15 protein-coding genes and 2 pseudogenes are annotated in these 13,674 nt (G+C 68.8%); 8 read left to right on the top strand and 9 right to left on the bottom strand.

Annotated features, from left to right (window positions below; all coding sequences use genetic code 11):
* Nucleotides 1-287: 287 nt before the first annotated feature.
* A pseudogene (locus tag ACFYYJ_RS09060) lies at nucleotides 288-493 on the top strand (leucine zipper domain-containing protein); the annotation flags it as partial.
* Here the strand turns inward: ACFYYJ_RS09060 and ACFYYJ_RS09055 are convergent.
* The 5 genes from ACFYYJ_RS09055 to ACFYYJ_RS09035 all read right to left on the bottom strand — a co-directional run bounded on the left by ACFYYJ_RS09055 (nucleotide 415) and on the right by ACFYYJ_RS09035 (nucleotide 3,653).
* Nucleotides 415-681 (bottom strand): hypothetical protein, encoded by a 267-nt coding sequence (locus ACFYYJ_RS09055; protein WP_389130536.1) that lies wholly within the window; start codon nucleotides 679-681, stop codon nucleotides 415-417. The pseudogene ACFYYJ_RS09060 and the gene ACFYYJ_RS09055 sit on opposite strands and share 79 nt — an antisense overlap.
* A gap of 131 nt (nucleotides 682-812) precedes the next feature.
* Nucleotides 813-1,382 carry an SMI1/KNR4 family protein gene (locus tag ACFYYJ_RS09050; protein WP_389130200.1) on the bottom strand — a complete coding sequence of 190 codons (570 nt, stop codon included), beginning with the start codon at nucleotides 1,380-1,382 and terminating at the stop codon, nucleotides 813-815.
* A 322-nt stretch (nucleotides 1,383-1,704) separates the two neighbouring features.
* Entirely contained in the window at nucleotides 1,705-2,232 is a 528-nt protein-coding gene (locus ACFYYJ_RS09045) for a hypothetical protein (protein WP_389130197.1), read from the bottom strand.
* Nucleotides 2,233-2,692: 460 nt separating this feature from the next.
* Nucleotides 2,693-2,833, bottom strand: a complete 141-nt coding sequence (locus tag ACFYYJ_RS09040; RefSeq protein WP_389130195.1) for a hypothetical protein — start codon at nucleotides 2,831-2,833, stop codon at nucleotides 2,693-2,695.
* Nucleotides 2,834-3,377: 544 nt separating this feature from the next.
* A complete protein-coding gene (locus ACFYYJ_RS09035; RefSeq protein WP_389130193.1) occupies nucleotides 3,378-3,653 on the bottom strand; it encodes a winged helix-turn-helix transcriptional regulator in 276 nt (91 codons plus the stop codon).
* Nucleotides 3,654-3,767: 114 nt separating this feature from the next.
* On the opposite strand from ACFYYJ_RS09035, the gene ACFYYJ_RS09030 reads away from it, so the two are divergent.
* The gene (locus ACFYYJ_RS09030; RefSeq protein WP_389130190.1) at nucleotides 3,768-4,331 is read left to right on the top strand and encodes a carboxymuconolactone decarboxylase family protein; all 564 of its coding nucleotides are present in this window, start codon (nucleotides 3,768-3,770) and stop codon (nucleotides 4,329-4,331) included.
* Between the two features lie 21 nt (nucleotides 4,332-4,352).
* On the opposite strand, the gene ACFYYJ_RS09025 is transcribed toward ACFYYJ_RS09030, so the two are convergent.
* On the bottom strand, nucleotides 4,353-4,646 hold the full coding sequence (locus tag ACFYYJ_RS09025; protein WP_389130187.1) for a transposase: 294 nt from the start codon (nucleotides 4,644-4,646) through the stop codon (nucleotides 4,353-4,355).
* Between ACFYYJ_RS09025 and ACFYYJ_RS09020 the strand changes: the two are divergent.
* Nucleotides 4,637-5,165 (top strand): annotated as a pseudogene (locus tag ACFYYJ_RS09020) (alpha/beta fold hydrolase); the annotation flags it as partial. The gene ACFYYJ_RS09025 and the pseudogene ACFYYJ_RS09020 overlap by 10 nt on opposite strands.
* A gap of 874 nt (nucleotides 5,166-6,039) precedes the next feature.
* On the opposite strand, the gene ACFYYJ_RS09015 reads toward ACFYYJ_RS09020, so the two are convergent.
* On the bottom strand, nucleotides 6,040-6,555 hold the full coding sequence (locus tag ACFYYJ_RS09015) for a TetR/AcrR family transcriptional regulator (protein ID WP_389130184.1): 516 nt from the start codon (nucleotides 6,553-6,555) through the stop codon (nucleotides 6,040-6,042).
* Nucleotides 6,556-6,709: 154 nt separating this feature from the next.
* On the opposite strand from ACFYYJ_RS09015, the gene ACFYYJ_RS09010 reads away from it, so the two are divergent.
* The 3 genes from ACFYYJ_RS09010 (at nucleotide 6,710) to ACFYYJ_RS09000 (ending at nucleotide 10,577) form a co-directional block, all read left to right on the top strand.
* Nucleotides 6,710-7,882, top strand: coding sequence for an FAD-dependent monooxygenase (locus ACFYYJ_RS09010; RefSeq protein WP_389130181.1), 1,173 nt, complete (start codon nucleotides 6,710-6,712; stop codon nucleotides 7,880-7,882).
* A 190-nt stretch (nucleotides 7,883-8,072) separates the two neighbouring features.
* A complete protein-coding gene (locus ACFYYJ_RS09005; RefSeq protein ID WP_389130178.1) occupies nucleotides 8,073-8,630 on the top strand; it encodes a GNAT family N-acetyltransferase in 558 nt (185 codons plus the stop codon).
* A 1,506-nt stretch (nucleotides 8,631-10,136) separates the two neighbouring features.
* Nucleotides 10,137-10,577 (top strand): transposase, encoded by a 441-nt coding sequence (locus ACFYYJ_RS09000; RefSeq protein ID WP_389130175.1) that lies wholly within the window; start codon nucleotides 10,137-10,139, stop codon nucleotides 10,575-10,577.
* A 25-nt stretch (nucleotides 10,578-10,602) separates the two neighbouring features.
* Here ACFYYJ_RS09000 and ACFYYJ_RS08995 read toward each other — a convergent pair whose 3' ends face one another.
* Both ACFYYJ_RS08995 and ACFYYJ_RS08990 read right to left on the bottom strand, forming a co-directional pair.
* A complete protein-coding gene (locus tag ACFYYJ_RS08995) occupies nucleotides 10,603-11,331 on the bottom strand; it encodes an HAD family hydrolase (protein WP_385365638.1) in 729 nt (242 codons plus the stop codon).
* A gap of 91 nt (nucleotides 11,332-11,422) precedes the next feature.
* Nucleotides 11,423-11,659 carry a hypothetical protein gene (locus ACFYYJ_RS08990; protein WP_389130172.1) on the bottom strand — a complete coding sequence of 79 codons (237 nt, stop codon included), beginning with the start codon at nucleotides 11,657-11,659 and terminating at the stop codon, nucleotides 11,423-11,425.
* 456 nt (nucleotides 11,660-12,115) lie between these two features.
* On the opposite strand from ACFYYJ_RS08990, the gene ACFYYJ_RS08985 reads away from it, so the two are divergent.
* Nucleotides 12,116-12,622, top strand: coding sequence for a hypothetical protein (locus tag ACFYYJ_RS08985; protein ID WP_389130169.1), 507 nt, complete (start codon nucleotides 12,116-12,118; stop codon nucleotides 12,620-12,622).
* A 608-nt stretch (nucleotides 12,623-13,230) separates the two neighbouring features.
* The gene (locus tag ACFYYJ_RS08980; RefSeq protein ID WP_385127291.1) at nucleotides 13,231-13,629 is read left to right on the top strand and encodes a YybH family protein; all 399 of its coding nucleotides are present in this window, start codon (nucleotides 13,231-13,233) and stop codon (nucleotides 13,627-13,629) included.
* The last annotated feature ends 45 nt before the right edge of the window (nucleotides 13,630-13,674 follow it).

Raw genomic sequence — 13,674 nt, 5'->3', positions numbered from 1 at the left:
CCGGCTGGTTGGGGCGCGGAGCAACTACCGCTCCTACCCTAGTGACCACACGAACTTCATCTCCCAGGCCACCCTGCGGCAGCAACGGCTCAAGCCGGGCCCCGCCATTCGTCAGGTCCCCACGTCCCACAGCACGTGATCACCAACAAACGAGATCCGCTTCCGCAACAGGCCCTAGGTGTGTTGTCCCGGTACGTTGATGACACGCCTGCTGGGTTCTTGAAATGGGTGAGGGCCTTCTGGCTCGGTGTGGATTGCGACATCTCCGTCTACCTCAGGAGGCCCTCGTGGTCCACCGCAATGCCCCGCTGACCGAGACCGGACGACTCCGGCGGGCCCGCTGTGTCGTGGAGGACGGCTGGCCGCGGAACGTTTCCAGGTCAGCCACACCGCCGCGGCCCGCTGGGCGGGCCCCTACCGCACACTGGGCGTCGCCAACATGAGTGACCGTTCCAGCCGCCCCCACCACCGGCCTGCTCGCCCGGTCTCCCGCGAACCGGCCGCCGCCTCCGCGCTCGCCGTCCGCGCCGCGTCCAGCCGTCCCCGAGCTTCCCGTACCGCGTCCTCGGCCGCCGCCAGGGCGACCGCCGTACTGTCGGCCGGCTTCCGCGCCACAGCCTGCTCCGCCTGCAGCTTCTCCGTCTCGGCTGCGGCCTCGGCCGGCTCCGGACGGGCCCTCACCACAACACAGCGGACGATGGACCGAGCCCTGTCAGCGGCACGAGCACCAGGCGAACGAAGCATCGCGCGGCTCAAGTCCTGGCAGATCCTCCGCCCGGCCTGCTGCAGCCGTCATCCAGTTGAGAACCGTCTCACGACCAGACGAGTCGACCTTCGGTGAACTGACAGACCGGAGAGCTTCCAGCGGCGATCCTCGTCAGCGTCTCCGCCACGGAGTCGAAATACTCGGCGATCGACTCGTACTCGCCCGTGACCGTGATCTCACCCACGAACCAGCTGCCGACGCGCCCGTCCCGCACATCGATGAACTTTCCGCTCCAGCCGTCCCGGTCCGACAGGAACGGGATCCACTCGTTACGCCAGAACGGGTGGTCCGGCTGGTCCGGAGGATCGAATCCGCAGGACGTGGAGCGGTTCGCGTACAGCCTCTCGATCGCCCGGACACCCAGAAAGAAGCTTCCCTCGTCGGGGAACCCATCGAAGCCGCAGCACATCACGTCGTCGTCGAAATCTTCCTCCGGCAGATCCAGGTTGTTCTGCGACAGCCACGTCCGCAGGTCCTTATGCAGGGAGATCCCCATCCGCTCTTCGGCTGCTGCGAGCATCTGCTCCGTAGCGGGCCCCGGCAGATCCGCGTGATCGGCCGGCGCGTGCTCCCGAAGAAGACTCATCACACGCGACCAACTCTCGGCCACACTCATCGCCCTCTGACCTCTGTCCTCTCTACAGGGATGTCTCCGTCCGACTACGCCACTGCGGAGGTTGAGAAACACCGGCCGGAGAACCTTGCAGGGATGGTACTTCGAGCGTGTGTTCCATCCCTCCCCACGACCGCCTTCCGTCCCGAAGCACAGGGCCGGCCTCCCAGCGAAGTGCCCGCCCGCGACACTTCACAGACAACCGACGGTGCCCAGCGGGCCCAGCGGGCCCAGCCGAAGAGTCTCCAGGACTGGGGCGAGGGCAACGGCGTCACCCTGGGGTGGCGAAGCTGAAAACGCTCACCAATCGGGCAGGCGCATCCGATCAACCGATCAGCCCGTCAAAGAGAAGCTCGCTGGAGCGCTCGTACGCAGTGAAGGGGGGCGGCGGTGGCGCGTAGTCGCTCTGGTTGGCGCCGATGAGCAGGCCCTTGTACTCGAAGATGTTGCTCGGGGCGACGCTGTCGTGGAAGCTGCGGACGTCGCGCTCCTTGCCGGTGGCGGCGTCGAGGACGTGCAGCTCCTCGTTCGCGATCGCCGATGTCGCGCTGGTCCTGACGATCACCGTGACCTTGCCGTCCTGGAGGTTCAGGCCGACACCCGGGAAGTCGTCGAGGCCGGTCTTCCAGACCTGCTCGCCGGTGGCCAGGTCGAAGGCGACCGCGCGGTGGCGTGTGCCGCCCTTCAGGTAATAGCCGGCCAGGGCGTAGAGCCGGGTGCCGTCCGTCGTCGCCCCGAGTCGTCGTTTGGCGTCGAGCGTGCCGTGGGAGCCGTTGTAGTCGATGGGCGGGTTGGCACGGCCATCCTTGACACCCCGGTCCGCACCCCGCCTGCCGGCCACGGGCCCGGCCACGCACGGCAGACGCGGCGGTCTGCTGCCGGTGCGCAGGCACGGCCGACCCTGCGGACTCTGCAAAGACCCCGAACGCGCCGCACGGCGGGGCCGCTGCCTCACCGCGATCGAGCCCGACTGGAAACCGGGCACGCTCGGGTGGAGCGTCAACTGGCGGCCCCAGTACCCCTACTGCACCCAGCTCCCGGACGAAGGCGCCTGGCCGCCGTTACCCCCGGGGTCACCCGACACGGCGAAGAGACCGGCCGCCGGCTCGCCGCCCAACGACGAGGCCGGCCGGCGCCTCGTCGGGTCTGCCACCACGCGCTTCTTGATCCATTCGGGTGGAGCGGCCACCCCCGCCCGGTGCGACCACTCTCCACATCCGATTGCATGTGACACGTAAAATTCCGTGAGAAAGTCGCGGACGTTCAGAACGCAACACAGCCGGTGCGTCAGACCCCCGAGCCCCGGCCCAAGGTCAGCTCTCCTCGGCCTCCGGCGCGGGCTCGGCAGCCGGCGCAGACGGCTCGGCCCGCAGCGGCTTGACGACGGTGTGAGTGATCACCTGACCCTTGATGGTCTTCTGCTCCAAGCGCTGGATACCGGTTTCCTCCGCCATCAGACACACCCTGCCTCTCGATCGGTGCGCGGTCGCACCCACGATCCCGCTCCCGCCGCCCCGGCCGCCAGCAACCCGTACGCCAATCCACCCAACCAAAACCTGCCAAAACGGACCCAGTGGCATGCGATGCGGCCGGCCACCGCCCGGACGGGGGCGTCCGCGCCAGGCCTGCACCATCATGGCCTCACGGAAGATCGAACAGGCCCCGACCAGAGCATGTGAGTCGACGGCGACGGGAACTCGCCGAACCCCTTCAGTTCATCGTCGGTCATGGCCGTACTACTGACTTCGGCGCGCCAGGGTGATGCTGGGGTGTCGCGGGTCAGGTCGGTGCCGGCTGTGAAACCGTCGAGGGTGCCGGACCGGTACTGCAGGCGTTCGGGGCGCCGTCCCCGTCTCGCAGGAGCCCGATTGACCCACCTGACTCGTCCGCCCGGCCCGCGGGGCCTGCACCGGCGCCGCAGCCGGGGAGCCGCGCACCGGACCAGCCGTCGCCGGACGGCACTTGACCGGGATTCCCGGCCAAGATCAGGGATGGTCGTCAGTCCTCGACCTTGGGCCGCCAGTCAGCGGCCCACGTGTCGAGCTGGGCGAGACGTTCGAGAAGGGTCCTGCCCTGCCCGGTGAGCAGGTAGCCTTCGCCGGCGTGCTCGACGAGGTCGGCCTGCCCAAGCTCACGAAGCCGGTCTGCCAGGACGCTTGAGGAGATGCCGTCGCATCGCTGCTGGAGCTGCCGGAACGTCGGCGTCGAGTCGTCCCGTAGCTCCCACAGGACTCGCAAAACCCAGCGCCGACCCAGGAGGTCGAGCAGCGCCATGATCGGGCGCCCCGTCTGTGACCCGCGAACCCGTCGGCCCGGGAGGGGTGTTGGTCGCACCATTCGCTTCCCTCGCTGCTTCTCTTTCCGAAGCGTCAATGTTAGCGTGCCGCCATGCCTCTAAAATCGAAGCGCTCGCGAATCGAACCTCTCTCGCCGCCGTACGACGAGGAAGCCGGCGCAGCCCTCGCGCTCCTCGGGCATCCGCCTATCCAGCTGTTCCGGGTGTGGGCGCGTCGGCCCGAGCTCGCCCGCTCCATCGCGGGCTGGGGAAGCTACTACTTTTCTCAGCGCTCCGCTCTCACTCTCCGTCAGCGCGAGCTCGTCATCGACCGGACGACCGCGCTCTGTGGCGCCGACTACGAGTGGGCCGTGCACGTCGCGGGCTTCGCCGAGAAGGCGGGGCTCGACGCCGCGCAGCTCGCGTCCCTCGCGGATGGAAGGCCGGCGGACGGCTGCTGGGACGCAACTGATCGTGCGGTGCTTGAAGCCGTCGACGAGCTCCACGCGACCTTCGATCTCTCCGACGACACCTGGGCGAACCTGGTCGCCGTCGCCGATGAAGACGCCGCGCTCGAACTGGTCTTGATCTGCGGTTGGTACCACGCCGTCTCGTTCTCCGTCAGGGCGCTCCGTCTGCCTCTTGAGCCCGGCACCAAGCCAATCGGCTCGCTGTAATCCGCTGCCGGCTTTCGCGCGTCAGGGCGATGTTGGGGTGTCGAGGGTCAGGTTGGTGCCGGCTGTGAAGCCGTCTAGGGTGTCGGGCCGGTACTGCAGGCGTTTGAGCCGGTTGCGGACGAGGGCCTCGATTCGGTCGAGGGCGACCACGGCGAGGTTGGCCAGGCTGTGCTTGACGTGGGCCGAGACCCACTCCACGGGGTTGAGGTCGGGCGAGTGGGCGGGAAGCAGGAACACCGTCAGCCAGGCACGATCGGCGATCAACTCGCGCATGGCGTGGGAGAGGTGGGTGTTCAGGCGGTCCCAGACCAGCACGAGTCCGGCGCCTGGTCGTCATGGAGTCCCTTCTGGGCAGGCTGCCCGGTGCCGAGGACTTCCTCACGGACGGACAGCCGTGGTGGTTCGGCTTCCAGTCCGCCGCGCCCAGCCTCGCCGAGACCGTGCTGGAGGGCCACGAGGCCGCATACGTCGACTGGTTCCTGAGCGCCGGCACACGCGGCGACGGGGTGCGCCCCGCCCTCCGGGACGCGTTCGTGCGCGCATACACCGGCCGCCAGGCGCTGAGTTGCGCGTTCTCCTACTACCGGGCCCTACCCGAGAGCGCGGTACAGATCGAGCAGGCGGTCGCCACCACCCGCCTGACGGTGCCCACGATGGCACTGGGCGCGCGGCCCGTCGGTGCCGCGTTGGAACGCCAACTCCGCCCGGTCACCGACGATCTCACCGGACACGTCATCGAGGGCTGCCGGCCACATCATCCCGCTTCACCGGCCGCACGCCCTGCTCACGCTGCTGCATCCGTTCCTGGCCGGCGAGGACGCGAAAGCAGCCTGACCGGAACGGGGCCGACATTCGATACCCCGCAGCCCCACCCCTTGGGGCACGGCCCGGCGCCTTATTGGGCGGGTGCCTTCGGGGCCGGGCCGGCGGACGTTGGTGAGCCATTGCTGATGGCGACGGCGTGGAGGATCCCCCACCCGCAGGGCTGCCACGGTGCCGTGCGGAGCAGCAGGGAATGTTCTGCCCGCTGCGGCACGGTGCCACCCGCACGATGATCCTCTGGGCGGCGCGGTGTGCGCGGCGGACGGAGGCGGCGCTTCTACCGCCCGCACGCAGCGCGCTGACCTGGGCGCTCTGTCGGGTCGTGGGTCAGACGCGGCGACAAGGGTGAGGGTGTGGCGGAGTCGGCGGCTGGCTTCTTCGGCGTCGGCGTACCGCTGAAAGGTAGGCAGGACGGCGCCGAAGGTGGGGCCGTGGTCGTGGGGCAGCGCGCGCCGGTGCAGGACGGGTGCGAGGGCGGTGGTGGCTACGCCGAGCAACCACGCGAGGCGTCCGTGGACGCCTGCGCGTGCGAGGGCCAGGACGGCGAGTGCCTCCCGCAGGTGCGCCGGCCAGTCGATCGCGGGCAGGGCCTGCTGGCGTGGGGTGTGCCGATGGCGGCGTGGAGGTCGCCGGAGCTTTCGAGGCGATGGCGCGATCGGTGAGAGTCGGGATCCACACCTGGCCTCAAATCCGTTGTTCGGCTTGGGCGCCCAGGGCCTCGATAATCGTCCGTCCGTCCATACGGTCGGCCCAAGCCCCGGGGAGTACCGGGGCCGGCTGCTACTGCGTGAACGCAGTCGGCTGATCGCCGGGAGAGTGCCGGCTGTGGGAGCCGTCCTCTGAGCCGGTCGTTTCGGGGCGCCACTGGTCCACGTGCCGTGGTGCGTCAGCGGGAGGGATGGGGGGCGAGGCCGTCCAGCAGCACGGTGAGGTAGGCGTCGACGAGGTCGGGCGAGGACGGTTCGACGCGGGCGACGGCCAGGGCTGTGGCGCCGATGAGGGCGGTGGTGACCGCGGGGTCGAGGTCGGCGCGGACCAGACCGTCCCGGCGTGCGCCGTCGAGCATTTCCTCGACGGCGCCGACCAGGTCGGCGCGCAGTGCGGTGGTGGCGGGCAGGTTCAGGCCGGTGAGCTGGTCGTGGATGGCGTGGTGTGCGGTCTGGAAGGCGATCAGTTCGCGCAGGAAGGTGCGCAGGGCCTGGTACGGCGTGTCCTGGGCGAGCAGATCTCGCGCGCGTTGGATGACGGGCCCGAGCAGGCGCGCGACCGCGGCGTCCAGCAGTGCGTCCTTGCCGCCGAAGGCGCGCACGACGGTGGCGGCACCCAGTCCGGCGCGCTTCGCGATGGTCTCGACGGTGAGGGACACACCCGGTTCGGCAAGTAGCGCAGTGGCGGAGTCCAAGACGAGGTCCCGGTTGCGCACGGCATCGGCCCGGCGTTTCGGGGCGGTGGCCGTCGTGGGGCTCGGCTGTTCCGAAGGCGTTGACAACTGAAATGACCCTTCCACATAATCATATGGAACGCGTGTTTCAATTAAGTCTAGCGGGGGCGACTTCATGAACGAGCGGATCCTGATCTCTGGAGCCGGCATCGCCGGACTCACCTTGGCCCACTGGCTGGCCCGGCACGGCATGCGGCCCACCATCGTCGAGCGCGCCCGCGAACGGCGCACCGGTGGCAACGGGGTGGACGTACGCGACGACGCTGTCACCGTGGCCGAGCGGATGGGACTCATGGACCGCATCCGCGAACTGGCCACCGACGTGAACGGCATGAAGTTCGTCGACGCCGCCGACCGCGCCGTCGCCCGGCTCGGCACCCGCGACGACGCTTCGGTAGAGGTCATGCGTGGCGACCTGGTCGCCCTGCTGCACGAGGTCACCGAAGATGCGGAAATCCTCTTCGGTGACTCGATCCGGGCCCTGACGCAGGACGACCACGGCGTGACGGTCACCTTCGAACACGCTCCCGCCCGCCACTTCGACCTTGTGATCGGCGCCGATGGGATGCACTCCCACCTGCGGCGGCTCGCCTTCGGCCCTGAGGACCGGTACCTCCGACACAAGGACCACTACTTCGCCTTCGCCGATGCCGACGGCAGGCTGGGCGAGGACCGCTGGGTGACGATGTTCAACACGCCGGGAAAGATGATCGGGATCTACCGGTCGGGCAACCACGCCCAGGCCAAGGCGTACTTCATCTTCCGCTCCGAGCAGCTGAACTACGACCACCGCGACGTCGCCCAGCACAAGAGGCTGGTCACCGAAGCATTCGCCGACCAGCCCTGGCAGCCTGCCTGGGGCCTGCTCACGGCGGCCTTGACGGACCCCGACTTCTATTTCGACGCCCTTGGCCAAGTGCACATGGACTCCTGGTCGAGCGGCCGGATCGCTCTGGTCGGAGACGCGGCCTGGTGCGCCTCCCCAGCCTCGGGCGCAGGTGCCGAACTCGCCCTGGTCGGGGCGTACCGTCTGGCGGGGGAACTGGCCGCAGCGGGCGGGAACCATCGGCTCGCCTTCGCGCGCTATGAAACCGGTCATCGGTCTCTGGTCGACCGCAAACAGCAGATCAGCCCGAATGTGCGCCTCATGGTGCCCAAGACCGAGGGCGGCCGGTGCCTGCGCGACGCGCTGGTCCGGCTGCCACTCATGAAGGCCGCCGGAGCATTCGAGCGCCGCCTGCAGGCCCGTGCTGCCGAGCCCCTGCCGATCTACCACCGCGCCGCCTGACACACGACACGTCAGCGGTCACGGTGTCCGGGCCCTGCGGCTTCAGCCGGCCCGGTGCTGCGGGAGCGGATACCTGCCGGTTCTGAGACGAGACCCCCCTCAGGCGGTGCGCCGGGGTGGGGAATTGTTCCTCGATGTGAGTCTCGACGGTTAGGCTGTTGATCAGCAGCGGAGCTGATCGGGGAGTCGTATGAGCGTCCAACTGTCGGTGGGGTCCACTGCGTCCCTGCCTGCTGTATGCCTGCGCCCTTGGCAGCTCGATGACGTCGACGCTCTTGTGTCCGCGCATCGGGATCCTGCCTTGCGTCGTTGGCTGACGAGTGTGATCAGCAGTGACCTTGACGCTCGTCGCTGGATCGACAGTCAGCGTCAGGGCTGGGCCGCCGGTACCCGGTTCAGTTTCGCGATTCTGGAAGGCGGCGGTGAAGGTTTCGGCGCGGCCATCGGCCATGTGACCGTGAAGCTCGGGGATGAGGGCTCCGCGGAGGTGGGCTACTGGACAGCGGCCGAGGTGCGAGGGCGAGGACTGGCCTCCCGGGCCCTGGAGACGGTCGTGCAGTGGGTCTTCGGCAAGGAGTCTCCAGTTGCACCGGTGCGGCTGGGTCTGTTCCACGCGGTTGGCAACCATGCCTCGTGTCGTGTGGCCGAGAGATGCGGTTTCGAACTCGAAGCACTCCTGCCTGCTCAACCGCCCGCATTTCCAACCGAGGGCCATCTGCATGTTCGTCACAAGCCCACCCTGCACTGAGCGGGTTCGTGAGGCTCGCGATCACGTGGTGAGGTTCTTTGACGGATCCCGGCCGCCGCCTGAGCTCTGGGCCGGGCCTTGCAGTCTGTGTTGCCCCTTCTAGCAGCCGTCTGGCCGCTGGTCATTGGGAATGACCAGGACCGCTACGCGGTCTGAGTGCTCTTGGACGAGGTCGTGGTGAGTGCGCGCGGGTAGGCGGTTGGTGTTTGGGCAGGCTCGCGGTACCTCGTCGGGCTCGGAGCGGGCTCCCCACCCTCGTGCCATTCGGTGCGACCCACAGGCGCTGACCGAGCCAGTCAATGCCGATTCCGCGGACGCCCAGCAGTTCGGGGGCGCGCGCCCTGAGCTGACACGGCACGACAGCGGGGCCCTGTCGCGATCGCTTTCCCATCGTCCCAAACAGCTCGCCCCACGCCGCGTCGGACAATGACCGGGGCGCCGGGCGGGAGGACGTCCGGCGCGGTCGGTAGCAGTTCGCTGGACCGCGAGAACGGACGCTTCGCCGAACCGGGTTGGGCCAAACCCTTCCCGACCTCCCGGACCGCCCCCAGGGACGTCTCCTGGACCAGGGGTAACCTCCTCGGCGTGAACATCTCCGGTGGGGGATCAGGGCCGGCGCTGACGGCATGGCTGTCGTACCGGAGGCAGCCGCGCCGGCGCTGCTGACCGTGGTGACGGTGTCGTCCTGCACGGCGGGCAGGGATGACGAGGTCGGCACGTGCAAGATGCGCCACGAGCTCGATCAGATCACCTCACGGTTCCCGTCGTTCAAGCAGCTTGAATCCACGTCGTGGTGTGGGATCGACTCGGAGAAGCCGTCCCGGTCGCTGCCCTCGCAGAACTGCATCCGCCTCGTGGGCGTGCTCAATGCGGTGGACGACCAGGCTGCGCTGAAGGAGCTGGGGAACCCCGGTCTGGACTTCAAGCCCGTCGCGCCCGAGCGCGTGCCTCCGGAGATCGTGAAGCTCCTGCCGGAGGGTGCCGAGTGGATGATGAGCGACCTGCGGATCTCGCACCCCTGCGGCCTGGTCCAGGGCGTGTCCAGGCCGGTTCGGGGGCACGCGGATACGGGCCATCACGGTCTCGAAAGCCAGTGCGTCACCCGCCCGGCCTGGAGTAGGAAGCTGTTGTCATACCGATCATGGTGGACATCGGTTCGAGTGTGGCGACTCTGTCGGGTGTTCTCTCGCTCGTGCGCGCATGAAGGCAGGGCCTCCGGTTCAGCTCATGGTTGTCGAAGCCGGAGCGCACCAGGAGGCCCTGTTGTTGCAGTCTTACGCTCTCGTGTGGGTGGAGTCCAACTGGGCTGTCCCATCGCGTCTACGCCTTCGCGCGGCGGTGGCGTGTGAAGGGCTTGCTAGCGGAACTGCACGACCGGTTGCGCGGCCTGGTCCGCGAGGAGGCCGGCCGTGATCCGGAGCCGACCGCGGCGGTGATCGACGTGCAGTCACTGCGGGCGGTGGCCACGGTGCGGGCGGCCACCCGCGGCTACGACGGGCCAAGAAGGTGCCGGGGCGCAAGCGGCACATCGCGGTCGACTGCCTGGGGCTGCTGCCGGCCGTGATGGTCACCGCGGCGAACGTGACGGACCGGGACGCCGCGATGCCGCTGCTGGAACGTGTCCGGGCCCGCCATCGCAGGATCGTCCTGGTGTGGGCCGACGGCAGCTACGCTGGTCAGCTGGGCGAAGCAGCGACTGGGGCTCGCTCTGGAGATCGTCGAGCGCAGCGACGACGCCTCGGGGTTCGTGGTGCTGCCCAGACGCCGGGTGGTGGAACGCACGCTGAGCTGGCTGATGCGATCGCGGCGCCTGGTGCGCGACTACGAGACGCTGTCCGCCGTGCACGAGCAGATGGTGCTGTGGTCGATGACGATGCTCATGAGCCGCCGGCCGGCCCCGCGGCGAGCGCGAACCGTCCCGGGGTGGGTTCGGGCCTTCACCCGTGAAGGCCCGAACCCACGATCGAGGGGGTCATACAGCACGATCTGGTTCGCGGAACGGTTGAGGATCCACAGCACGCGATGCCCAAGTGGTGTCCCGGCTCCCCCCGGGCACATACGCGCCGAATACAGAGGTATCGAGATCCTTGAGGGACTCCAGTACCAGTGTGGCAATCGCATAGCGAGGATCGCAGCGATCAGCGGCCTCGGGAACGGCGACGACCGTCATCTGGGCTGACGCGCCAGCGAGGACGCCGTTGAGCGAGTCCTCGATCACAATGCATTCGTCGGGTGACGCGCCGAGGGCGGCGGCTGCGCGGAGATAGGCGCCCGGGTGGGGCTTGCCGTGTTCGTCGTCTTCGGCCGAAAACACGGCATCGAAAGATCGGTCAAGGCCGGTGCTCGCGAGCGCATGCCGAATCACCGACTCCGGCGAAGATGACACGACGGCCATCGCCCTCGATGCACGCGCGCACGCCGCGACGGCGTGTTCGGCGCCGAGTTTCAGCGCCACTCCCTCCAACCTCCGGCACACGGCGGCCACGATCTTCTGCTCGACGTCGTCGGGGTCGGCTTGAATGGTGGCCCGATCGAACCAATAGGCCACCATGTCCCTTTGCCGCAGCCCGCGCGTCGCCGCCTGCATCTCCGTTGTGAGGTGCAGGCCAAGTGGACCGAACACTTCACGCTTCGCCGCGTCCCAGATCGGCTCGGAGTCGATCAAAAGGCCGTCTAGGTCGAATAGGACAATCGGTTGCATCGGGTGCTCTTTCGTTGGCGATCACGCGAGGACGAGACGATTCGCTGCCCCGCCGTGCATGAGCAGATGGTGCCGTGGTCGATGACGATGCTCATGAGCCGCCGGCCGGCCCGGCGGCGAGCGCGAACCGTCCCGGGGTGGGCTCGTCGGCCCAGCCCCGGTCGGCCAGCCGCTTCATCTTTGATCGAACTCCTTCCACATTAGCCGGAACCGGCTCCAGTCCGAGTACGGCGGTGATCTCCTGACAGGACATCACTGGCTTCCCGCCGGATGCTTGTTCGGTGAGCGTGGCGAGGATGCGCTGGTAGTGGGGAGCGAGCGCGTCCACGGAAAGCGCCGGCCGCCACACCGGGACGATCGAGCCCGATCGCGCGGCCCTCGGCAGGGGAACCTCGGCAGGCGCGTTCGTCGGGGGCTCCGGCCGCCACACCGGGACGATCGAGCCCGATCGCGCGGCCCTCGGCAGGGGAACCTCGGCAGGCGCGTTCGTCGGGGGCTCCGGCCCGGAAGACTCACCGCCTTCCGGGCCGGCTTCACCTGCCTGTCCGGGCCGCGGCCCGGACAGAACCTCGCCAACGCGCTGCCGGGCGATCAGCCACTCGTACCAGGCCGTCTCCGCTCGGCGAGCTCAGCGAGTACCCGGTCCGCCACCTCCCGAAGCCCCTCCACGCGCTCACGCGCGGCCGGCTCTCGCTCCTCCAGGAGACCCACCACCGACGCCATCCCGGCACCTCCACCAACGAGACAACCCAACGGCCCGAGCATGCCTCGCCATGCCGACATCATGCCTGAACTGCGGAAACCCGCCGATCAAGTTCGGTACGACAACGGCTTCTCAGGGCGCCTGCTTGATAATCCAGCTGTGGACATATCCGATGAGGGACAGCCGCTCGATCCCGTCTGGCATGAGATCAACAACAACGTGTGTGGTGGCCTCGCAGATGCCCCGAGCCCTTCGTTGGTGGCCGACCGGTTCATCGGGGCAGGCTGGAGTTCCAGACCGGCGTCGTGGGAGTCGTATGAGGTCGAGACCGACTGGTGCCGCATCGAGGTGGACCCGACCGAGGGCGACACACTCCTGAACGGAGTCGTCGATCCGCAACGGTTCGACGATCTGGCAGCACTACTGACCCGGTTCGGTCTGCGGTTCAGTCTTGAGCTCTACGACGAGGAAGGGGAACTGCTGAGGAACATAGAAGCCCGAGCTCCATCAGCGTCTCACGCCGCAATTCCCCGGCCGCTCAGCTGGCTGCTCGCTCCGCTTGGGCTCTGGTCGCGGCGAGGCCGGTAGGATCCGTTCCGGTCTGGAGGGCCGATCCCGGGCCGGTTCGGGGCGGTACCCGGGCGCACCGAGGTGGCCTGTGGACGGCCCGAGCCCACGTCACACGGAAAGCGGTGACGGAGTTGGAGCCCGACGGGCCAGTCGGTCCTGTGGGGCCCGTCGCCCCGGTCGCCCCGGGAGCACCTGGAATACCGGCGTTCCCGGGCGCGCCAGTCGAACCCGTGGCACCGGTCGGCCTGGTGGCACCTTGCGGGCCTGTCGGCCCCCGTCGCCCCGGGAGGACCCGGAATGCCCTGGGAACCCGTAGCGCCCATGGGCCGGGGCCCGGTCGGCCGAGTAGGACCGACTGGCCGCCTGACCCGCCGTTATGGCTGGGCTTGTCGTGGCCGTACCAGTCGTCATGGTGCTGCCTGCACGGGTCGCCGCCCGCGGTCGCTGCGAGCCGGTCTGCTGCCGCGGTCTGGCCGACGGAGGCGGCAACCGAGCCGGCGGCGCCCGCGACACCGTGGGCTTCAGGCGACGGGTGGGGCCCAGGCCGCACCGGGCATCCCCTCTTTCCGAAGAGCGACTGGCGCCCTGCGTAGGCCGCAAGCGCCGGGCCGAGCCATGCTGAAGGAATGAATGATCGTGACGACTTCCTGACGTGGGTCAGGACCACGCTGCGCGAGGCGGAGATCGCGCTGCACAACGGCGACGCGGCTCCCAGACGTGCGCTCTGGTCCCGCACCGAGCCTGTGAGCGTCCTCGGCGCGTGGCGCAACGCCATCGGCCGCGAGGAACTCGACACCCTCTTCACCGATCTGGCGGAGGCCTTCTCCGACTGCACGTCGTACGAGTTCGAGCTGCAGGCGTACGACGTCAGCGACAACATGGCCTACACCGTCGGCCTGGAGCACACCTCCACCTCCGTCAACGGGCAGCCCCGCACCTACACCCTGCGAGCCACCCAGGTGTACCGCAGGGAAAACGGCGCCTGGAGAGTGGCTCACCGGCACGGGGACACCATGACCACCTGAATACCCCGGGCCCGACCCGCACTCCACGCACCGGGCCGGCCAACG

Origin of the sequence: Streptomyces sp. NPDC002467, assembly GCF_042889825.1 — a bacterium.
Lineage (GTDB): Bacteria > Actinomycetota > Actinomycetes > Streptomycetales > Streptomycetaceae > Streptomyces.
The sequence above is the reverse complement of the archived record's forward strand: the minus strand, read 5'-3'. Positions and strand labels throughout refer to the sequence as shown.

What these genes read in the sequence shown, in the direction of transcription:
- ACFYYJ_RS09030 (WP_389130190.1), top strand. Translation starts at nt 3,768, where the DNA reads ATGCCTCTAAAATCGAAGCGCTCGCGAATCGAACCTCTCTCGCCGCCG.
- ACFYYJ_RS09005 (WP_389130178.1), top strand. Translation starts at nt 8,073, where the DNA reads ATGAGCGTCCAACTGTCGGTGGGGTCCACTGCGTCCCTGCCTGCTGTA.
- ACFYYJ_RS08995 (WP_385365638.1), bottom strand. Translation starts at nt 11,331, where the DNA reads ATGCAACCGATTGTCCTATTCGACCTAGACGGCCTTTTGATCGACTCC.
- ACFYYJ_RS09010 (WP_389130181.1), top strand. Translation starts at nt 6,710, where the DNA reads ATGAACGAGCGGATCCTGATCTCTGGAGCCGGCATCGCCGGACTCACC.
- ACFYYJ_RS09035 (WP_389130193.1), bottom strand. Translation starts at nt 3,653, where the DNA reads ATGGCGCTGCTCGACCTCCTGGGTCGGCGCTGGGTTTTGCGAGTCCTG.
- ACFYYJ_RS09050 (WP_389130200.1), bottom strand. Translation starts at nt 1,382, where the DNA reads ATGAGTGTGGCCGAGAGTTGGTCGCGTGTGATGAGTCTTCTTCGGGAG.
- ACFYYJ_RS09040 (WP_389130195.1), bottom strand. Translation starts at nt 2,833, where the DNA reads ATGGCGGAGGAAACCGGTATCCAGCGCTTGGAGCAGAAGACCATCAAG.
- ACFYYJ_RS08985 (WP_389130169.1), top strand. Translation starts at nt 12,116, where the DNA reads ATGCCTGAACTGCGGAAACCCGCCGATCAAGTTCGGTACGACAACGGC.
- ACFYYJ_RS08980 (WP_385127291.1), top strand. Translation starts at nt 13,231, where the DNA reads ATGAATGATCGTGACGACTTCCTGACGTGGGTCAGGACCACGCTGCGC.